This is a genomic window from Pseudoalteromonas sp. J2K-J979, assembly GCF_058169715.2.
Window position 1 is genome coordinate 731,003 of sequence record NZ_CM200281.1, and the last position, 16,479, is coordinate 747,481.

Annotated in this window: 13 protein-coding genes and 1 tRNA gene; 9 read left to right on the plus strand and 5 right to left on the minus strand. The window is 42.2% G+C overall.

All coding sequences use genetic code 11. The annotated features are described in order from the left end of the window. Nucleotides 1-56 precede the first annotated feature (56 nt). From parC to AC3KVK_RS03540, 4 genes are all read left to right on the plus strand, one after another. The gene (parC, locus tag AC3KVK_RS03525) at nt 57-2,363 is read left to right on the plus strand and encodes a DNA topoisomerase IV subunit A (RefSeq protein WP_490310827.1); all 2,307 of its coding nucleotides are present in this window, start codon (nt 57-59) and stop codon (nt 2,361-2,363) included. Between the two features lie 174 nt (nt 2,364-2,537). Further along, on the plus strand, nt 2,538-3,257 hold the full coding sequence (locus tag AC3KVK_RS03530; protein WP_490310828.1) for a 1-acylglycerol-3-phosphate O-acyltransferase: 720 nt from the start codon (nt 2,538-2,540) through the stop codon (nt 3,255-3,257). Further along, the gene (rraB, locus tag AC3KVK_RS03535; protein ID WP_490310829.1) at nt 3,257-3,592 is read left to right on the plus strand and encodes a ribonuclease E inhibitor RraB; all 336 of its coding nucleotides are present in this window, start codon (nt 3,257-3,259) and stop codon (nt 3,590-3,592) included. Before AC3KVK_RS03530 ends, rraB begins: the two co-directional genes overlap by 1 nt. A 181-nt stretch (nt 3,593-3,773) precedes the next feature. Further along, complete coding sequence (locus AC3KVK_RS03540; protein WP_490310830.1) at nt 3,774-5,006, plus strand: cyclic di-GMP phosphodiesterase; 1,233 nt, start codon at nt 3,774-3,776, stop codon at nt 5,004-5,006. Here AC3KVK_RS03540 and AC3KVK_RS03545 read toward each other — a convergent pair. Then, the gene (locus AC3KVK_RS03545; protein WP_490310831.1) at nt 4,984-5,277 is read right to left on the minus strand and encodes a hypothetical protein; all 294 of its coding nucleotides are present in this window, start codon (nt 5,275-5,277) and stop codon (nt 4,984-4,986) included. The genes AC3KVK_RS03540 and AC3KVK_RS03545 overlap by 23 nt on opposite strands. 357 nt (nt 5,278-5,634) lie before the next feature. Here AC3KVK_RS03545 and AC3KVK_RS03550 point away from each other — a divergent pair, with 357 nt between their 5' ends. Further along, entirely contained in the window at nt 5,635-6,894 is a 1,260-nt protein-coding gene (locus AC3KVK_RS03550; RefSeq protein WP_490310832.1) for an outer membrane protein transport protein, read from the plus strand. An 85-nt stretch (nt 6,895-6,979) separates the two neighbouring features. Here the strand turns inward: AC3KVK_RS03550 and AC3KVK_RS03555 are convergent, their stop codons facing one another. The 3 genes from AC3KVK_RS03555 to pepA are packed head-to-tail and all read right to left on the minus strand — an operon-like array spanning nt 6,980 to nt 11,839. After that, entirely contained in the window at nt 6,980-9,826 is a 2,847-nt protein-coding gene (locus AC3KVK_RS03555) for a valine--tRNA ligase (protein WP_490310833.1), read from the minus strand. A gap of 24 nt (nt 9,827-9,850) precedes the next feature. Next, complete coding sequence (locus AC3KVK_RS03560) at nt 9,851-10,291, minus strand: DNA polymerase III subunit chi (protein WP_490310834.1); 441 nt, start codon at nt 10,289-10,291, stop codon at nt 9,851-9,853. A gap of 36 nt (nt 10,292-10,327) precedes the next feature. After that, nucleotides 10,328-11,839, minus strand: coding sequence for a leucyl aminopeptidase (pepA, locus tag AC3KVK_RS03565; RefSeq protein WP_490310835.1), 1,512 nt, complete (start codon nt 11,837-11,839; stop codon nt 10,328-10,330). A 156-nt stretch (nt 11,840-11,995) separates the two neighbouring features. On the opposite strand from pepA, the gene lptF reads away from it, so the two are divergent. Then, complete coding sequence (lptF, locus tag AC3KVK_RS03570; protein WP_490310836.1) at nt 11,996-13,108, plus strand: LPS export ABC transporter permease LptF; 1,113 nt, start codon at nt 11,996-11,998, stop codon at nt 13,106-13,108. Next, on the plus strand, nt 13,105-14,166 hold the full coding sequence (gene lptG / locus AC3KVK_RS03575) for an LPS export ABC transporter permease LptG (RefSeq protein ID WP_490310837.1): 1,062 nt from the start codon (nt 13,105-13,107) through the stop codon (nt 14,164-14,166). Before lptF ends, lptG begins: the two co-directional genes overlap by 4 nt. Before the next feature lie 36 nt (nt 14,167-14,202). On the opposite strand, the gene AC3KVK_RS03580 is transcribed toward lptG, so the two are convergent. Further along, complete coding sequence (locus tag AC3KVK_RS03580; RefSeq protein WP_490310838.1) at nt 14,203-14,700, minus strand: RDD family protein; 498 nt, start codon at nt 14,698-14,700, stop codon at nt 14,203-14,205. Nucleotides 14,701-15,020: 320 nt separating this feature from the next. Between AC3KVK_RS03580 and AC3KVK_RS03585 the strand changes: the two genes are divergently transcribed. After that, nucleotides 15,021-15,106 (plus strand) — tRNA-Leu (locus tag AC3KVK_RS03585). Between the two features lie 711 nt (nt 15,107-15,817). Further along, the gene (locus AC3KVK_RS03590) at nt 15,818-16,477 is read left to right on the plus strand and encodes a thioredoxin domain-containing protein (RefSeq protein ID WP_490310839.1); all 660 of its coding nucleotides are present in this window, start codon (nt 15,818-15,820) and stop codon (nt 16,475-16,477) included. Nucleotides 16,478-16,479: the final 2 nt, after the last annotated feature.

The window sequence follows — 16,479 nt, forward strand, 5'->3', positions numbered from 1 at the left end:
CTTTGTTGCGTTATACAACGCATCGTTAAAATTAAAACAAAAATTAGGTAGCTTGAATGAGCGATTTAGAAGCTCTGTCGTTGCAGGGTATAGAACAATTATCAATGGGGCGTTTTACTGAAGACGCTTATTTGAATTATTCCATGTATGTCATTATGGACCGCGCCTTACCGCATATTGGTGATGGATTAAAGCCAGTTCAGCGGCGTATTATTTATGCGATGAGTGAGTTAGGCTTATCAGCTGCAGCCAAGTATAAAAAATCTGCGCGTACAGTCGGTGACGTACTGGGTAAATATCACCCTCATGGTGATAGCGCGTGTTATGAAGCAATGGTTTTGATGGCGCAGCCATTTTCATATCGTTATCCGTTAGTTGATGGCCAAGGGAACTGGGGTGCCGCTGATGATCCTAAGTCATTTGCAGCAATGCGATATACTGAAGCGCGTTTGTCTAAGTTTTCCGAAGTGTTACTGCAAGAATTAGGGCAAGGTACGGTCGATTGGACGCCGAACTTTGATGGCACGATGGATGAGCCATTAGTGCTTCCTGCGCGTTTACCGCATATTTTACTTAATGGAATTACCGGAATAGCCGTTGGGATGGCAACGGATATTCCGCCTCATAACGTACGTGAAATAGCGAATGCCTGTTGTTTATTACTCGATAAACCTAAAGCGGAGCTGAATGAGTTGCTCGAGCTGGTGCATGCGCCTGATTACCCGACAGAAGCTGAAATAATCACGCCAAAAACCGAAATCCAAAAAATTTACCAAACAGGGAAAGGCTCTATAAAAATGCGTGCTATTTACACGCAAGAGCAAGGTGATATCGTCATTACGGCTTTACCTCACCAATGTTCAGGTGGCAAAGTTTTGGAGCAAATTGCGGCTCAGATGCAAGCGAAAAAACTGCCGATGGTTGCAGATTTACGTGATGAGTCAGATCATGAAAACCCGACTCGCATAGTGATTATTCCCCGTTCAAACCGCATCAAAGTCGAGCCTTTGATGGCGCACTTGTTTGCCACCACTGATCTTGAAAAAAGCTACCGCGTAAATTTGAACATGCTTGGTCTCAATGGTCGTCCGCAAGTAAAAGATTTGCATACTATTTTATCAGAATGGCTGGTGTATCGCCGCGAAACAGTACGCAGGCGTTTACAATATCGACTCGATAAAATTCTTGCGCGCTTGCACATTTTAGAAGGTCTATTAACCGCTTTTTTAAACATTGATGAAGTCATTGAAATTATTCGTTCTGAAGATAAACCTAAGCCTGTTCTTATGGAACGCTTTGGAATATCCGATATTCAGGCCGAAGCAATTTTAGAATTAAAACTACGTCATTTAGCTAAACTAGAAGAAGTGAAAATCCGCGGTGAGCAAGATGAACTTGCCCAAGAGCGTGATAAATTAGAGCAAACGTTAGGATCAGACCGACGCATGTCGACGTTGATCAAAAAAGAAATTCAACAAGCCGCTGAGTTGTATGGCGATGATCGCCGTTCTCCTGTCGTAGAACGTGCAGAAGCCAAAGCATTGAGTGAAAAAGACCTCATCCCCAGTGAAGCAGTTACGGTTGTGTTGTCAGAAAAAGGTTGGGCACGGTGTGCCAAAGGCCACGATATTGATGCTTCGGGTTTAAGCTATCGAGCAGGTGATGAGTTCAAAGCATCAGCCAAAGGGCGAAGCAATCAACCTGTGGTGTTTTTAGATTCGAGTGGCCGGGCATTCTCGACCGATGCACATAGCCTGCCTACAGCACGAAGCCAAGGCGAACCCATGACTGGGCGCTTTAATATGGCGGCTGGGGTTAATTTTGAGCACGTAGTGATGGGTGACAACGAACACCTATTTTTAATGGCTTCTGACGCTGGTTATGGCTTTGTGACTGGGTTTACCGATTTGGTCAGTAAAAATAAAAATGGTAAAGCGTTAGTTAGTTTATCGGCTGAAGCGCATTTAATGCCTCCGATTAAAGTTAATGAGATCAGTACAGACTATTGCTTGGCTATTTCAAATGAAGGGCGGATGTTGATGTTCCCGCTTAGAGATTTGCCTAAATTAGCCAAAGGTAAAGGAAATAAGATTATTTCGATACCTTCGGCTCGGGTCAAATCGCGTGAAGAATTCGTTACTGTGTTGGCGGTTGTGCCGCAAAATAGTTCGGTTACTTTACATGCAGGGAAACGAAAGCTAACCCTGAAATCAACAGATCTAGAACATTATTATGGGGAGCGGGGCCGCCGAGGAAATAAATTACCACGAGGCCTACAACGTGTTGATGCAATAGAGATAGATAATGTCGAAGTTGGGGGCGTGGAGCCCTCGGATGAGCTTCAGGATTTTAAGCTTGATTAATTCACTGATACACATTCTCTAGAATTGTAAAAGCGCCCTTTAGGGCGTTTTTTATTGGTATGCGCGAACTGAATATGTCGCAATGATGAATATTGGCTTACAGTTGTGCGCTAAAATAGGATTTGCAGACGATAAGGTTTATAATGCGCGCACTTTCATTCGAGGAGTCCAGCTTTGCTTGCTGTAATTAGATTACTTTTGATTGCGCTGTTTATTTTATTCAGCGGGGTATTTGGATTATTACTGTGCATCTTTGTGCCGTTTCATCCTAATCATGTGCATCGTTTTGCAACTTGGTATGGCAGTATCACTAAGTTGCTGGGAGTCAAAATAGACATAAGAGTCTCACCTGATGTTGGAAGTGGTCCGTACGTTTTTGTTGCTAATCATCAAAATAGCTATGATATTTTTACGATTACCAATGCTGTGCCCGAACGAACCGTAAGTATCGGTAAAAAAAGCTTAAAATGGATCCCATTTTTTGGACAGCTTTATTGGCTGTCGGGCAATATTTTGATTGATAGAGCCAATCGCTCAAAAGCTGTAGGAACGATTTCAAAAGCAGCCGATAAAATAAAACATAAGCAATTGTCTGTCTGGATGTTTCCTGAAGGCACACGCAGTTATGGCAAAGGTCTATTGCCTTTTAAAACGGGAGCCTTTCATACGGCTCTACAAGCCGAAGTACCGATTGTCCCTGTGTGTATGAGTACCACGCATAACACAATTAAGCTCAATCGTTGGAATAATGGCACGATTTATATTGAGTTACTTGCACCGATTAAATTGCAGCAAAATAGCAGCATTCGAGAGCAAGCCCAAAACGTCCATGCTATTATGGATGACAAGATCAAACAGTTAGATGCGAAAGTCGCAGAACAAGAGAGTAAATAATGGAAAACTGGCGCGAAATTAGTGAAGACATTGTTGAGTCATTATTAGAAGATGGCTCAAATCCAGAGATTTTATATGAAGTGGAACATCACTTTGTCAGTGAAGATTTTAAACAGTTAGAAAATGCAGCCTTACAAGCATTTAAGTTAGGTTATGACGTTGAAGATCCAGCTGAGTTAGAGTTGGAAGATGGCACTAAAATTTGGGGCTTTGACGTGGTAGTTGAAGCTGAATTAGATGTTGATGTCATTATGGAAGATGTTGATAAACTTGCTGCACTGGCGCACGAATGCCAAGTCGAGTACGACGGCTGGGGTACATATTTCCAAGAGTAACCTGCTTTGTGGTGGCTAATTTTTATATTTAGTTACCACGCCTTCTCATCAAATTAACCACCTAAAAATCCATGTAAAAGTTGTAATTTTAATACAATTAACAAACATTATTCATGATAAATATCGCTATTTATGTTAATTGGGTGTAAGTTTTATGCCTTTAATGTAATGAATGCCGTATATGTTAAAAGTAATCAATATTGCCGATCTAAAACCGGGCATGTATGTCACCCAGATCTTAAAACAAAAATCAGATTTAAAAATTAAAACCGGCATTGTTCGCAGCCAACCATTAATTGATACCTTGATGCAACGCGGGGTTAAAAAATTAGAGATTGATCTTAAACAAAGTGAACAACCCTTAGCTGAAGAATCCGCGCCAGTCCAGTCTAGCGAGCAGAAGCTGCCTCCCAAGGCCCCAGATAACAGTCAGGTTAATAAGAAGACTCTTTCACATGAAAAAGAGAGTCTTTCTATTGAGCAAGAATTTCGTCAAGCTTCAGCTGATTATGATGCGGGGCTACGAAAAATGACCACGCTGCAATGTGATTTGATGATGGGTCAAAGTGTGAATATTGCAGTGCTTGATGATGTGGGACAAACAATTTTAGCATCGGTATTTCGAAATGAAAGTGCGATGGCGGTGTTAACACGCTTACGAGATAAAAACACCTATGCGTTTAGACATTCTATCAATACTTCAATTTTAGTGACCATGTTTGCAAAGTATTTAGGTTTTCCAAAAGAGCGTATTATTGAATTGACAATGGGGGCATTGTTACACGATTTGGGGCAAGCCAAAGTGCCACAGGGTATTTTGACTAAACCGACAAAATTGAGTCCTTTAGAGCGCAAAGCTGTGCAAAAGCATGTTGCTCATAGTTACCAACTTGCCAAACAGTACCCTAAATTAACACCCTTAATGGTCGATATGATCGTCAATCACCATGAACGATTAGATGGCAGTGGGTATCCTCGAGGAGTCACAGAACAAAAGTTGAGTACGGCAGCTAAAATTATTGCAATTGTAGATGTCTATGATGCTCTGACAGCTGATAGACCATTTAAAAATGGTATCGAACCTATTGCGGCATTACGGTATTTGATGAGCCAACCGGCGCTGTTTGACGCGGTACTTGTACAAAAATTTATTCGTTGTATTGGGGTGCATCCTGTGGGGTCAATTGTAAAGCTCACAGGAGAAAAGCTTGCATTGGTGCTAGAAGGAAACCGCTCACAACCATTACGTCCAAAAATTCAGGTGTTTTATAATGCAAAACACCAGCATTATATTACGCGCAAAAAGCTCTGCCTGTCAGAGAATGCCACTTCGCTGAAAATACTCGGCAGTGTGCAGCCGCAAGATCATCAAATAAACTTAAGTCGTTTACTTAAAGAGCAGTTGAGCGTTTAACGCGTTCGAATTTCAGTAACTTTGCAAATGGTAAGCAGATGACCACATAACTAGCAAGAAGCATTAGCAGCCATATAAAGGTACCAAAAAAACTATCAAATAAGTATGTACACATCAGTTGGGCTATCACAGCCAGAATAATCGCAACAAACCAATACTGCGTTAGCCTCTCATCAGCATGTATTTCATCAGTATCAGCATATTGATTACTAATTAATAGTGCTTTAACAGCAATTAAGCAGAACAAAAAAGCAAGGACGAGTATTAGCATCTGTGTTTATTCCCTATTGGCTAATGAGAGTTTAAGCATATCAAAAAAAAATCAAATGTAAATGATATTTATTATCATTTAGGTGTTTTTAAAATGGCGCTCTAAATGTGATTGATTAATGAGCAAGGTGTTGATTTTTAAGCGAGAGAACAAACTTAATTACAATTTAAATGCTGAGTTATTACTCTAAAAAAGTTAGAGTATATGCTCAGTAATAAGTAGTGATTACTTGTTACCAAGATCTTGGCGATCCTCGCCAAGATGCGCCGTGCAAATAACGCTGTCGTTAAGATGTTTAGACATGTGATGACAGACAGCGACGCGATGATGTATCGCGAAAGACAACAAGAGAACACCATGAATTTTAAAAAAACGCTACTGGCAGTGAGTTTAACTTTAGTTTCGCAGCAGGCTTTTTCTGCTGCATTCCAATTAGCTGAACATAGCGCCTCCGGCTTAGGTCGTGCATTTGCTGGTGAGGCTGCGATTGCTGAAAACGCTTCAGTGGTTGCACGCAATCCTGCTTTAATGACTCAATTTGATACGATGCAATTAAGTGTGGTTGCTACGTATGTAAAACCAGATGTCAGCTTAAAAGGCGAAAGTGCGCCTTATGGTTTAAGTGCCGATGTAATCAATGATGACAGTATCGCGCCCAGTGCGGTTATTCCGGCGGCTTATTTTGCAATGCCTATCAACGATGACTTTGTAATTGGCTTTGGTGCTTTTTCTAATTTTGGCTTAGCCACAGAGTTTAGTGATGATTATGCCGCGGGGCAGTTAGCGGGCCAGACAGAAATCACAACAGTGAACTTTAATGCCAGTATTGCTTATCAAGTGAGTGATGATTTTTCTGTTGCAGCTGGCGTGAACTATATCTATGCGGATGCGGCTATTAAACGTCATTTTGGTGTGTCACCATTACCTATACCTGCTCAAACTGAAGCTGTAAACCTTGAAGGGGATGATACAGGATTAGGTTTTAATATCGGGTTAGCTTATGAAGTAAAGCCGGGTCATCGGTATGGCCTCCACTATCGTAGTGAAACCGATATTACGTTTGATGGTACCTACTCAAACCAGCTTCCGGCTCAATTAGGTGGCTTGGCCGGGCAAAGTCTTCCTGGCTCTGTTGCTATCACGTTACCGGCCATCGCTGAGTTTTCAGGTTCTCATCAATTGAATTCTGCTTACGCTGTGCATTATTCTATTTTATGGACCGGATGGACGAGCTTCGATAAATTAGAAGCTTACGTAGAAGGACGTGATGCACCTGTATTTAGCAAAACGGAAGATTTCACAAGTTCATTTCGAGTGGCTTTAGGGGGAGATTATCAGTTTAATGAAGCCCTCAAGCTTCGCGCAGGCTTAGCGTATGATGAGTCTCCTGCTGAGCAAAGCCATTTATCTATTTCTATTCCAGATACTAATCGCTTATGGTTGAGCGCAGGTTTAACCTACCAGTTAGATCCGCAATCAAGTATTGACGTGGGTATGAGTGCCTTGCGTGGTGAAACACAAAACTTTACTGAAAGTGATAATTTAGGTCAGGCTTGGGGATTTGAATCTAAAGGGCATGCTTATTTAGTGGGCGCTCAGTATAACTATCAGTTTTAAATGGCTTAAACGCACATGATTCGGGCAATTTAAAAATTAAAAAACGCGAGCAGTGCTCGCGTTTTTTAATGGCAAAAATAGAATGCTATAAACTTTCTATTTTTGCTTTTTGCTCTAGTAGCTTAGTTTGCGCATCGGTAAACTCAGCGAGTTTTTCGTGCTCTTTGGCCAATACGGCTTCAGGAGCGTTATTAACAAACTTTTCATTCGCCAGCTTATTTTTTACTTGAGCGAGGCCTTTTTCAGCTTTTTCAAGTTGTTTGGCGATACGCGCAAGCTCTGCATCGACATCGATCAAGCCAGCCATTGGGATTAACACTTCAAGATTCCCTACCAATGCAGTGGCAGAAGCTGGCGCTTCATCATGCTCACCTAACACTGTAATCGACTCAAGTTTAGCCAAAGAAGCTAAGAAAGCTTGGTTGTCATCTAATCGGCTTTGATCTTCTGCTGATACATTTTTAAGTAATACATTCAGTGGCGTATTCGGGCTAATGTCCATTTCACCACGGATATTACGGATCGCAAGAATGAATTGTTTGACCCATTCTAAATCGGCCATCGCTTTTGCATCGACCTTACTTTCATCGTAACAAGGGTAAGCTTGCAGCATAATCGTATCTGCATTAATGCCCGCAAGTGGTGCCACACGTTGCCAAATGGTTTCGGTAATGTAAGGTGTTAATGGGTGCATGAGGCGTAACAAGCCTTCAAGCACAGTAACAAGCGTTTGGCGTGTGCCGCGTTGCTCTGGTTCAGTACCTTTGAATAATACTGGTTTAGTGAGCTCCAAGTACCAATCGCAGAACTGGTTCCAGGTGAATTCGTAAATAGTATTGGCAGCTAAATCAAAGCGGTAGTTATCTAAATGATCTGTGAAGGTTTTAACTGTGGTTTCAAATTGACCCAAAATCCAACGGTCTGCGAGTGAATACTGCATCTCGCCGCCATTAAAGCCGCAATCTTTCTCTTCAGTATTCATCAGCACATAACGGCTTGCATTCCATAACTTGTTACAGAAATTGCGATAACCATCAAGACGATTCATGTCCCAATTGATATCACGACCTGTTGAGGCCATAGCTGCAAGGGTAAAGCGAAGGGCATCTGTACCGTGCGCTTCGATGCCATCAGTGAATGTTTTACGGGTATTTTTCTCGATTTTCTTAGCCAGCTGTGGCTGCATCATGTTCCCGCAGCGTTTTTCAACCAAGCTTTCTAAATCAATACCGTCAATCATGTCGATAGGATCAAGGACGTTCCCTTTTGATTTCGACATTTTATCGCCATTTTCATCACGAATAAGACCGGTTACATACACCGTTTTAAAGGGCACTTGTGGTTTGCCATTGTCATCTTTAATGAAATGCATCGTCATCATAATCATGCGTGCAACCCAGAAGAAGATAATGTCAAAACCTGTAACTAACACGTCTGAAGGGTGAAATGTTTTTAAATCATCGGTGTTTGCAGGCCAACCTTGCGTTGAAAACGTCCATAGCGCAGATGAGAACCAAGTGTCGAGTACATCTTCGTCTTGGCTTAATATCACGTCATCGGCAATATTGTTTTCGGCGCGTACTTCGGCTTCATCGCGGCCAACAAATACGTTACCTTGCTCATCATACCAAGCTGGAATACGGTGTCCCCACCAAAGTTGGCGTGAAATACACCAATCTTGAATGTCGTTCATCCATGCGTTATACATGTTTTCGTATTGCGCAGGGACAAACTTGATATCACCATTGGCAACGGCTTGTTTTGCCGGCTCAGCCAGTGGCGCAACACGAACATACCATTGGTCTGTTAAAAGCGGCTCAATTACCACACCAGAGCGGTCGCCATAAGGAACGGTTAAGCTATGATCATCAATTTTTTCGAGTAAACCCAGTTGTTCAAACTCATCGACAATGAGTTTTCGTGCATCAAAGCGATCTAAACCGTGAAAACGCTCTGGAATTGGCGCGTCTATTTCAATAGGTTTGCCGCTAAAATCATACCCTTCGCCAGCTGTCAGAACTGCAGCATCTTTATCAAAGATATTAATCATTGCAAGCTGATGACGTTTGCCCACTTCGTTATCGTTAAAGTCGTGCGCAGGGGTGATTTTTACACAGCCAGTGCCTTTTTCCATATCGGCATGTTCATCGGCAACAATTTTAATGCGACGATTAACGATAGGTAGGAGCACTTCTTTACCGATGAGGTCTTGGTAACGCTCATCATCCGGGTTTACGGCTACACCCGTGTCACCCAGCATGGTTTCAGGACGAGTGGTGGCAACAATGATGTAATCTTTGCCATCTTTTGTCATTAAGCCATCAGCCAGAGGATAACGGAGGTTCCACATGTGGCCTTGTTTATCTTTGTTTTCGACTTCTAAATCAGAGATAGCAGTATGAAGTTTTGGATCCCAGTTTACTAAGCGTTTACCGCGGTAAATCAAATCTTCTTTGTGAAGGCGAACAAACACTTCTTTTACCGCTTCAGATAAACCTTCATCCATTGTAAAACGCTCACGGTCCCAGTCGACCGATGCACCTAAACGACGAAGTTGCTTGGTAATTGTGCCACCTGATTCGTTTTTCCATTGCCAAATTTTATCAATAAAGGCATCGCGGCCTAAATCGTGGCGAGTTTTACCTTCTTCGGCAGCGAGTTTTCGCTCTACAACCATTTGAGTTGCAATACCCGCGTGGTCGGTGCCCACTTGCCATAAGGTGTTGTTGCCTTGCATACGCTTAAAACGCGTTAAGGTATCCATGATGGTGTCTTGAAACGCATGACCCATATGCAAGCTACCAGTGACATTGGGAGGTGGGATCATAATTGAATAGGCTTCACCTTGGCCTGATGGCTTAAAGTAGCCTTTTTCTTCCCAATCTTGATATAAAGACTGCTCAATATCTTGCGGATTATAGGTTTTATCCATTACACAGAACCTTTTAAATAATGCTTACTGTTCAATATCACGTGTGGTCATGTTGGCCCCAAGCTGGCGTAGCTGCTTATAGCGCTCTCTGGCCGCTTGTTTTTGCTCAGTGTGCAAAGGGACAAAATCAAACACTTGATTAAATCGTCGAATGAAATCTGGCACGGTTTGCGCCAAATTAATTAAAATTTTTCGGTTGCCAACCGGAGTTGAGTCGCCAATCTCAACCGGTGCGCCCATGGCGGGGCCTTCACCTTGAAGGTTATGCGGTACAAAGCTATCGGCTTCAAATCCCCATAAATGTTCATCGATTAAGTGAGCGTCGTTTTTATTGTCGGTATAAATAAAGACGCGCTGACCTTGGCGGTAAAAATCAGCTGCAATACGTGCAGCTAGATCAAAATGAGCCGGGATAGGGTTATCCGGCTCATTTTCTTGTTTTTGAACGTAAAACACTGCGTTCATTTTTGCCTCAAAGCATTGCTTAGGTGCAAAAGTAAATTATGACTCTTGCACTGGGGTTACATCAGCACGGTTTAATAAGTACTGAGTTAACATCGGTACAGGGCGGCCTGTTGCGCCTTTGTTTTTACCACTGCGCCATGCGGTTCCTGCGATATCTAAATGAGCCCAATTGTACTTTTTGGTGAACTTAGATAAGAAACACGCTGCGGTTATCGTCCCAGCTGCACGGCCTCCTAGATTAGTGAAGTCAGCAAATGGGCTTTCAAGTTGATCTTGATAATCATCCCATAATGGCAACTGCCATGCGCGGTCTCCACTTTGCTCGCCAGACTTTAATAAATCGTGAGCCAGTGGGTTGTGGCTAGAGAGCAATCCAGTCGCATGACTACCAAGGGCGATTATACACGCACCAGTCAGGGTAGCGACATCAATAACTGTTTCTGGGTCAAAACTTTCTACATAAGTGAGTGCGTCACATAAAACGAGGCGGCCTTCTGCATCTGTATTAAGGACCTCAACCGTTTGCCCAGACATAGTGGTGAGAATATCACCTGGGCGATACGCATTGGAGCTTGGCATGTTTTCACAACCCGCCAACACACCAATTACATTGATAGGCAAGTTCATTTCGGCGAGGGCGCGCATTGTTCCAATGACGCCCGCAGCGCCGCCCATATCATATTTCATTTCGTCCATGGCTTCGCCTGGCTTGAGAGAAATACCACCTGAATCAAATGTGAGGCCTTTACCTACTAATACGATAGGAGCTTGGCTTTCTGGCGCACCGTTGTAGTGGATTACCGACATAATGGATTCGTTTGCACTGCCTCGACCTACCGCGAGATACGAGTGCATCCCGAGTTCTTCCATTTCTTTCTCGCCTACCAAATTAACGGTCACTTTATCGAACGTTTCTTCGAGTAATTTGGCTTGTTCGCCTAAATAAGCAGGATTACAAATGTTCGGTGGCATGTTCGCGACATCTTTACACAGCTTCATACCTGCAGAAATGGCCAAGCCATGTTCAATGGCGTTTTCACCAATTGCTAATTCACGACGAGTCGGGACGTTAAAAACAATTTTACGTAATGGACGACGGGTATCGCTTTTTTTACTTTTCAACTGATCGAAAGTGTATAGACAATCTTGGGTCGTTTCGACTGCTTGGCGCACTTTCCAGTATGTATCGCGACCTTTTACATGCTGTTCAGTCAAAAAGCAGACAGCTTCCATTGAACCAGTTTCGTTAAGTGTGTTGATCGTTTTTGAAATGATTTGTTTATATTGTTTATCGTTTAATTCGCGCTCTTTACCACAGCCAACCAATAAAATACGTTCGCTTAATACATTTGGCACGTGGTGCAATAAAAGCATTTGTCCGGGCTTTCCTTCGAGATCTCCACGGCGCAATAAATTTGAAATATAACCATCACTGATCCGATCCAGCTGTTCACCAATAGGTGACAAACGACGAGGTTCGTAAACGCCGACTACAATACAAGCACTTCTTTGCTTTTCTGGGCTACCACTTTTTACGCTGAATTCCATAGCGACTCCTAAATGAATCTGCTCACTATTTGTGCCATTAATAACTTTTAGGTTTATAAAAACCTGCAATGACATATAATTAAGTTGTGAAAATAACAAGTTTACTTAAAATTTCTGACTATTCCAGTGAAAAGACATGTTTTATAGGGGCACATTTTGCTTATTTTTCGTTATTTAACTGCTGAAGTGCTGAAATCGCAGTTGGCGGTGTTCCTTACTTTAATGACAATTTTTGTCAGTGAAAAGTTTGTTCGTATTTTAACCGAGGCGACAGATGGTTCTTTGCCTGCAAAATTAATTATTTCAATGCTTGCGCTTAAGTTGCCGCAATTAGCCTCGTTTATTTTACCTTTAAGTTTATTTTTAGGGATTATTTTAGCTTATAGCCGAGTCTATGCTGATAGCGAAATGACGGTTTTAAAAGCGTGTGGTGTCAGTGAGTGGTATGTAGTTAGAGTGACTTTGGTTTCAAGTTTTGTGATGGCGATGTTTGCAGCAGCTTTAACTCTTGTTGTTGCGCCGTGGGCGAGTGAGCAAGAATATCGCTTAGAAGAAAAAGCTAAAGCTGAATCTGGCTTGTTTAGCTTACGCGCAGGTCGTTTTCAACAAACCGATAACGAAAAAGCCGTGGTGTTTGTGCATGATATTAGCCAAGGTGGGAAGGAGCTCAATAAAGTGTTTGTCGCGCAATTTTCTGATGATAAAACCGCGCCGGAAGCTCGCATTGTTTATGCTGAAAAGGGCGTTGTTATTGAAGAAGAAGATGGTGAGCAACAGCTGAATTTAAGCCATGGTCAACATTATGAAACCAATGGCAACCAACTTGATATTAAGTTAACTGAATTTGATGGTTATCAAGTTCAAATTCAAGAGCAAGCGATTGAACATAAACGCCGTAAATTAGAAGCGGTGAGTAGTTTGGCACTATTGAAAATGGATTCATCAGAAGCCGCAGCTCAGTTCCAGTGGCGTTTGGCGATCCCACTGTCTATTTTGATTTTAACTTTTATTGCCGTCCCACTTAGCGAGGTTAACCCTCGACAAGGTAAGTTCGCTAAGTTAGTGCCAGCAATTGTCATTTATTTGGCTTACTTTATTTTACTCAATGGCGCAAAACATGCCATTGAAGGTGAAAAAATTCCCACTAATATCGGTTTGTGGTGGATTCATATTAGCGCATTATTTATTGGTGTATTACTCATTTTACGAGGTCGAGCGTCTGGTGCGATGCTAAAAGCAATATTTAAGAAAAGGGAGCAAGTGAGTTGAAAACCTTAGATTGGTATTTAGGGCGCAGCATCCTCCAAACAACAGGGTTTGCACTGCTTGTTTTAGTCGGCATCAGTACATTAATTAAGTTTATTGAGCAACTTAAGTATGTTGGCCGCGGGACCTATGATGTCACTACGGCTGGCCTTTATACTTTGTACAGTATTCCGGGGGATGTCGTGACCTTTTTTCCGATGGCCACACTAATAGGTGGCTTAACTGGGTTGGGAGCACTGGCATCCAATAGTGAGTTAGTGGTGATGCAGGCCGCCGGTATGTCGCGCTTTGCTATTATTCGTTCGGTGATGAAAACAGCTTTGTTCATGGCGCTGTGTGTAATGGCGATGGGGGAGTGGGGCGTACCAGAAGCACAAAAACAAGCAAAAGAACTGCGCACATTTGCTGTTTCAGGTGGGAATGTCTTTAATGCCCGTCAGGGTGTGTGGGCTAAAGATGGGGATGTATTTTTAAATATCGATAATGTCGATGAATCAGGACGACTCGATGGTTTGAAAATGTATCGATTCAATAAAGAGCTCGACTTAATCGAAGTGACCAATGCGCAAAGTGCGGTTAGCCACTCAGAAGGGTGGATGCTCAAAGGGGTCAATCAATTATCTTTAGGTGAGGAAGTCACTTCTCGACAATTTACAGAGCAGCTATACCCCTCAAACCTAACACCCGATAAATTAGGAATAGTGTCACTAAAAGCTGAATCACTTTCTTTTAGTGGATTAATTGGCTATTTAGATTACCTAGAAAAAAACGACCAAGACAGTAGCGCGTATGAGTTGGCGTTGTGGCGAAAACTGATGCAGCCAGTATCAATTGCGGTGATGTTGTTAGTTGCCTTGTCGTATATTTTTGGGCCGCTACGTTCAGTGACGATGGGAGCACGGATTGTGATGGGAGTCGTAACGGGGATTGTGTTTCACTTAAGTGATAAAATTTTTGGGCCTATTGTACTTGTTTATGAATTACCTGCGTTTGTTGGAGCAACCCTTCCGAGTGCTATTTTCATTGTATTTTCGGTTTATTTAATTAACAAACGCAGCTAATTAGCTGCGTTTGTTAGAAAAGTGGGTCGGTAAAGTTTAATCGAGAGATTTATAAATCCGTTTGTTTTCGTCTTTGGTCAGAGTCACAATTTCAGTGCCAGCTAAGTAGTCTTGCAAAGCTCTGGGTTGTTTTAAGTTGGCTATTACTGCAACATTTCCCAAACCACCAAAAGCCGTAACAGCACGAATGATGGCTTGCTTGATGGTAATACGAGTGCCCCCAACTTGTTGAACCTTTAGTCGCCATGCCCGCATGCCAATTGTTTGACCACCGCGCGTCCAAAAGTAAACAAAAAAGCCGATGCTCACAATAATCAGCAGCGCAGTTCTAATTGTTCTTAAAATAGGATCTTGTTGAATTAAATCGGAGACATCAGCAGCTTGGCCTAAACTCAGGACTTCAAAAGAGAGCAATGATTGAATAAATAACAGATAAAGCACGGTAGTGAGCATGGCAAACGCAATAATCACTAGGGCATCATAAAGCCAAGCAGCAGCACGACGCCAAAAACCAGTACGAGGAAAGTCAGTCATAACGAGCCTATAAAGTTGAATTGGCCATATTCTAACAAACAAAGTTAAAAACATGAATCCATCCGCAAAGGTGGTTTTTTCGTCAGAACTCAATGTGATGTGAATGTAAAACCACCGTAAAAGAGCCGTAAATAAGTAAATTGATTGATTGCTGAGCAGTTGTTCAGTTTAAGGTAAAAAAGCGCTTGCCCAGCACTGCTTTCTTTGTATAATGCAAAACCAAGAGACAAAAGCACCTTTTATAAGTTTTTGCTCATAAGTGGTTTTTCTTTATTTTCTCAATCATCTTAGATGGCGTGAGAGGATTAAAGAAAAATTGTGCCAGTGTGATGAAATTGGTAGACATAGGGGATTCAAAATCCCCCGCTGAATAAGCGTGGCGGTTCGAGTCCGCCCACTGGTACCACTTTTTATAACCCTTACCATTTGGTAAGGGTTTTTTTATGCCTGAAATTTAAAAAACTGAGCATTTTGTTATTTTCTTGCTGGGAGCTGGAAAAGAGAGGGGATTCACTTTCTATACTCGGCCCCACTGAATAAGCGTGGCGGATAGTATGAAATCAAGCCCACTGGTACCTCTTTTTATAACCCTCTCCATTTGGAGAGGGTTTTTTTATGGCTGAAATTTAAAAAACTGAGCATTTTGTTATTTTCTTACTGGGAGCTGGAAAAGAGAGGGGATTCACTTTCTATACTCGACCCCGCTGAATAAGCGTGGCGGATGGTATGAAGTCAAGCCCACTGGTACCACTTTTTATAACCCTTACCATTTGGTAAGGTTTTTTTATGCCTGGTGACTCATAAAATAGAAGTTTCGAATTATTTAGTCATAATATTGAATCAGCAAATAGGGGATTCATTCTCTATCATCTGCCCCGTTGAATAAGCGTGGCGGTTCGAGTCCGCCCACTGGTACCACTTTTTACAACTCTCTCCATTTGGAGAGGTTTTTTTTATGCCTGTGACTTATTCAGGCTAGACTTTTCTCCAAACGAAATAGAAATGCAATCTTTTCAAGGCTCGCAGGGCTGTTTAACAGTAAGTAAAATTAACCCCTGCTATTTTGTTTAAATTATTTTATGATCAGGTCACTTTTTTAATAATAAGAATCATCAAGATGAAAAAAATTCTGCTCGCCAGTGCGATATCACTTTTATTCGGTCTAACTGCGTGTTCAAAGGTTGAGACGCCGGCGAATCCTGCAGCAAAGGCTGAGAGTGCACAATCACAAACTCAAGCACAGTATCAAGAGGGCGTGCATTATCGTATTGTCACAGGTATCGATGCTGAGCAAGCGCAAGTTCCTTTTATTGTTGAATACTTTTGGCTGGGCTGCCCGCATTGCCAACATTTTGAAGCGCCGTTACAGGCATACAAAAGTCAACAGCCTGAGTTGGGTTTTGTCCGTAAACATGCGATTTTGAATGAAAGCTGGGCGAACGACGGGCGTATTTTTTATGCCTTACAGCAAACTAATAATATGGATCATTTTGCTGAATTATTTGACCTATATAAAAACGGCATGACTCAGCAAGCTTTTGATGATTTCTTTACGCGAAATGACATCGATAAGGACGCTTTTTTAACCACCGCAGGGCAGGACGCAACGGTCATTGCGAAGATGCAGCAAAGCCTCAAAGAAATGACCGATAACAAAATACACAGCGTGCCAGCAATTGTCGTCAATGGTAAGTATTTGGTCTTACCCCATGATGACATACGTTCTAATGACGCGTATTTCGCTTTAGTCGATTACCTACAAACTCTAGCGCCATAACG

What these genes read in the sequence shown, in the direction of transcription:
- AC3KVK_RS03560 (WP_490310834.1), bottom strand. Translation starts at nt 10,291, where the DNA reads ATGAACGCAGTGTTTTACGTTCAAAAACAAGAAAATGAGCCGGATAAC.
- AC3KVK_RS03580 (WP_490310838.1), bottom strand. Translation starts at nt 14,700, where the DNA reads ATGACTGACTTTCCTCGTACTGGTTTTTGGCGTCGTGCTGCTGCTTGG.
- parC (WP_490310827.1), top strand. Translation starts at nt 57, where the DNA reads ATGAGCGATTTAGAAGCTCTGTCGTTGCAGGGTATAGAACAATTATCA.
- AC3KVK_RS03590 (WP_490310839.1), top strand. Translation starts at nt 15,818, where the DNA reads ATGAAAAAAATTCTGCTCGCCAGTGCGATATCACTTTTATTCGGTCTA.
- AC3KVK_RS03540 (WP_490310830.1), top strand. Translation starts at nt 3,774, where the DNA reads ATGTTAAAAGTAATCAATATTGCCGATCTAAAACCGGGCATGTATGTC.
- pepA (WP_490310835.1), bottom strand. Translation starts at nt 11,839, where the DNA reads ATGGAATTCAGCGTAAAAAGTGGTAGCCCAGAAAAGCAAAGAAGTGCT.
- AC3KVK_RS03555 (WP_490310833.1), bottom strand. Translation starts at nt 9,826, where the DNA reads ATGGATAAAACCTATAATCCGCAAGATATTGAGCAGTCTTTATATCAA.
- AC3KVK_RS03550 (WP_490310832.1), top strand. Translation starts at nt 5,635, where the DNA reads ATGAATTTTAAAAAAACGCTACTGGCAGTGAGTTTAACTTTAGTTTCG.
- AC3KVK_RS03545 (WP_490310831.1), bottom strand. Translation starts at nt 5,277, where the DNA reads ATGCTAATACTCGTCCTTGCTTTTTTGTTCTGCTTAATTGCTGTTAAA.
- rraB (WP_490310829.1), top strand. Translation starts at nt 3,257, where the DNA reads ATGGAAAACTGGCGCGAAATTAGTGAAGACATTGTTGAGTCATTATTA.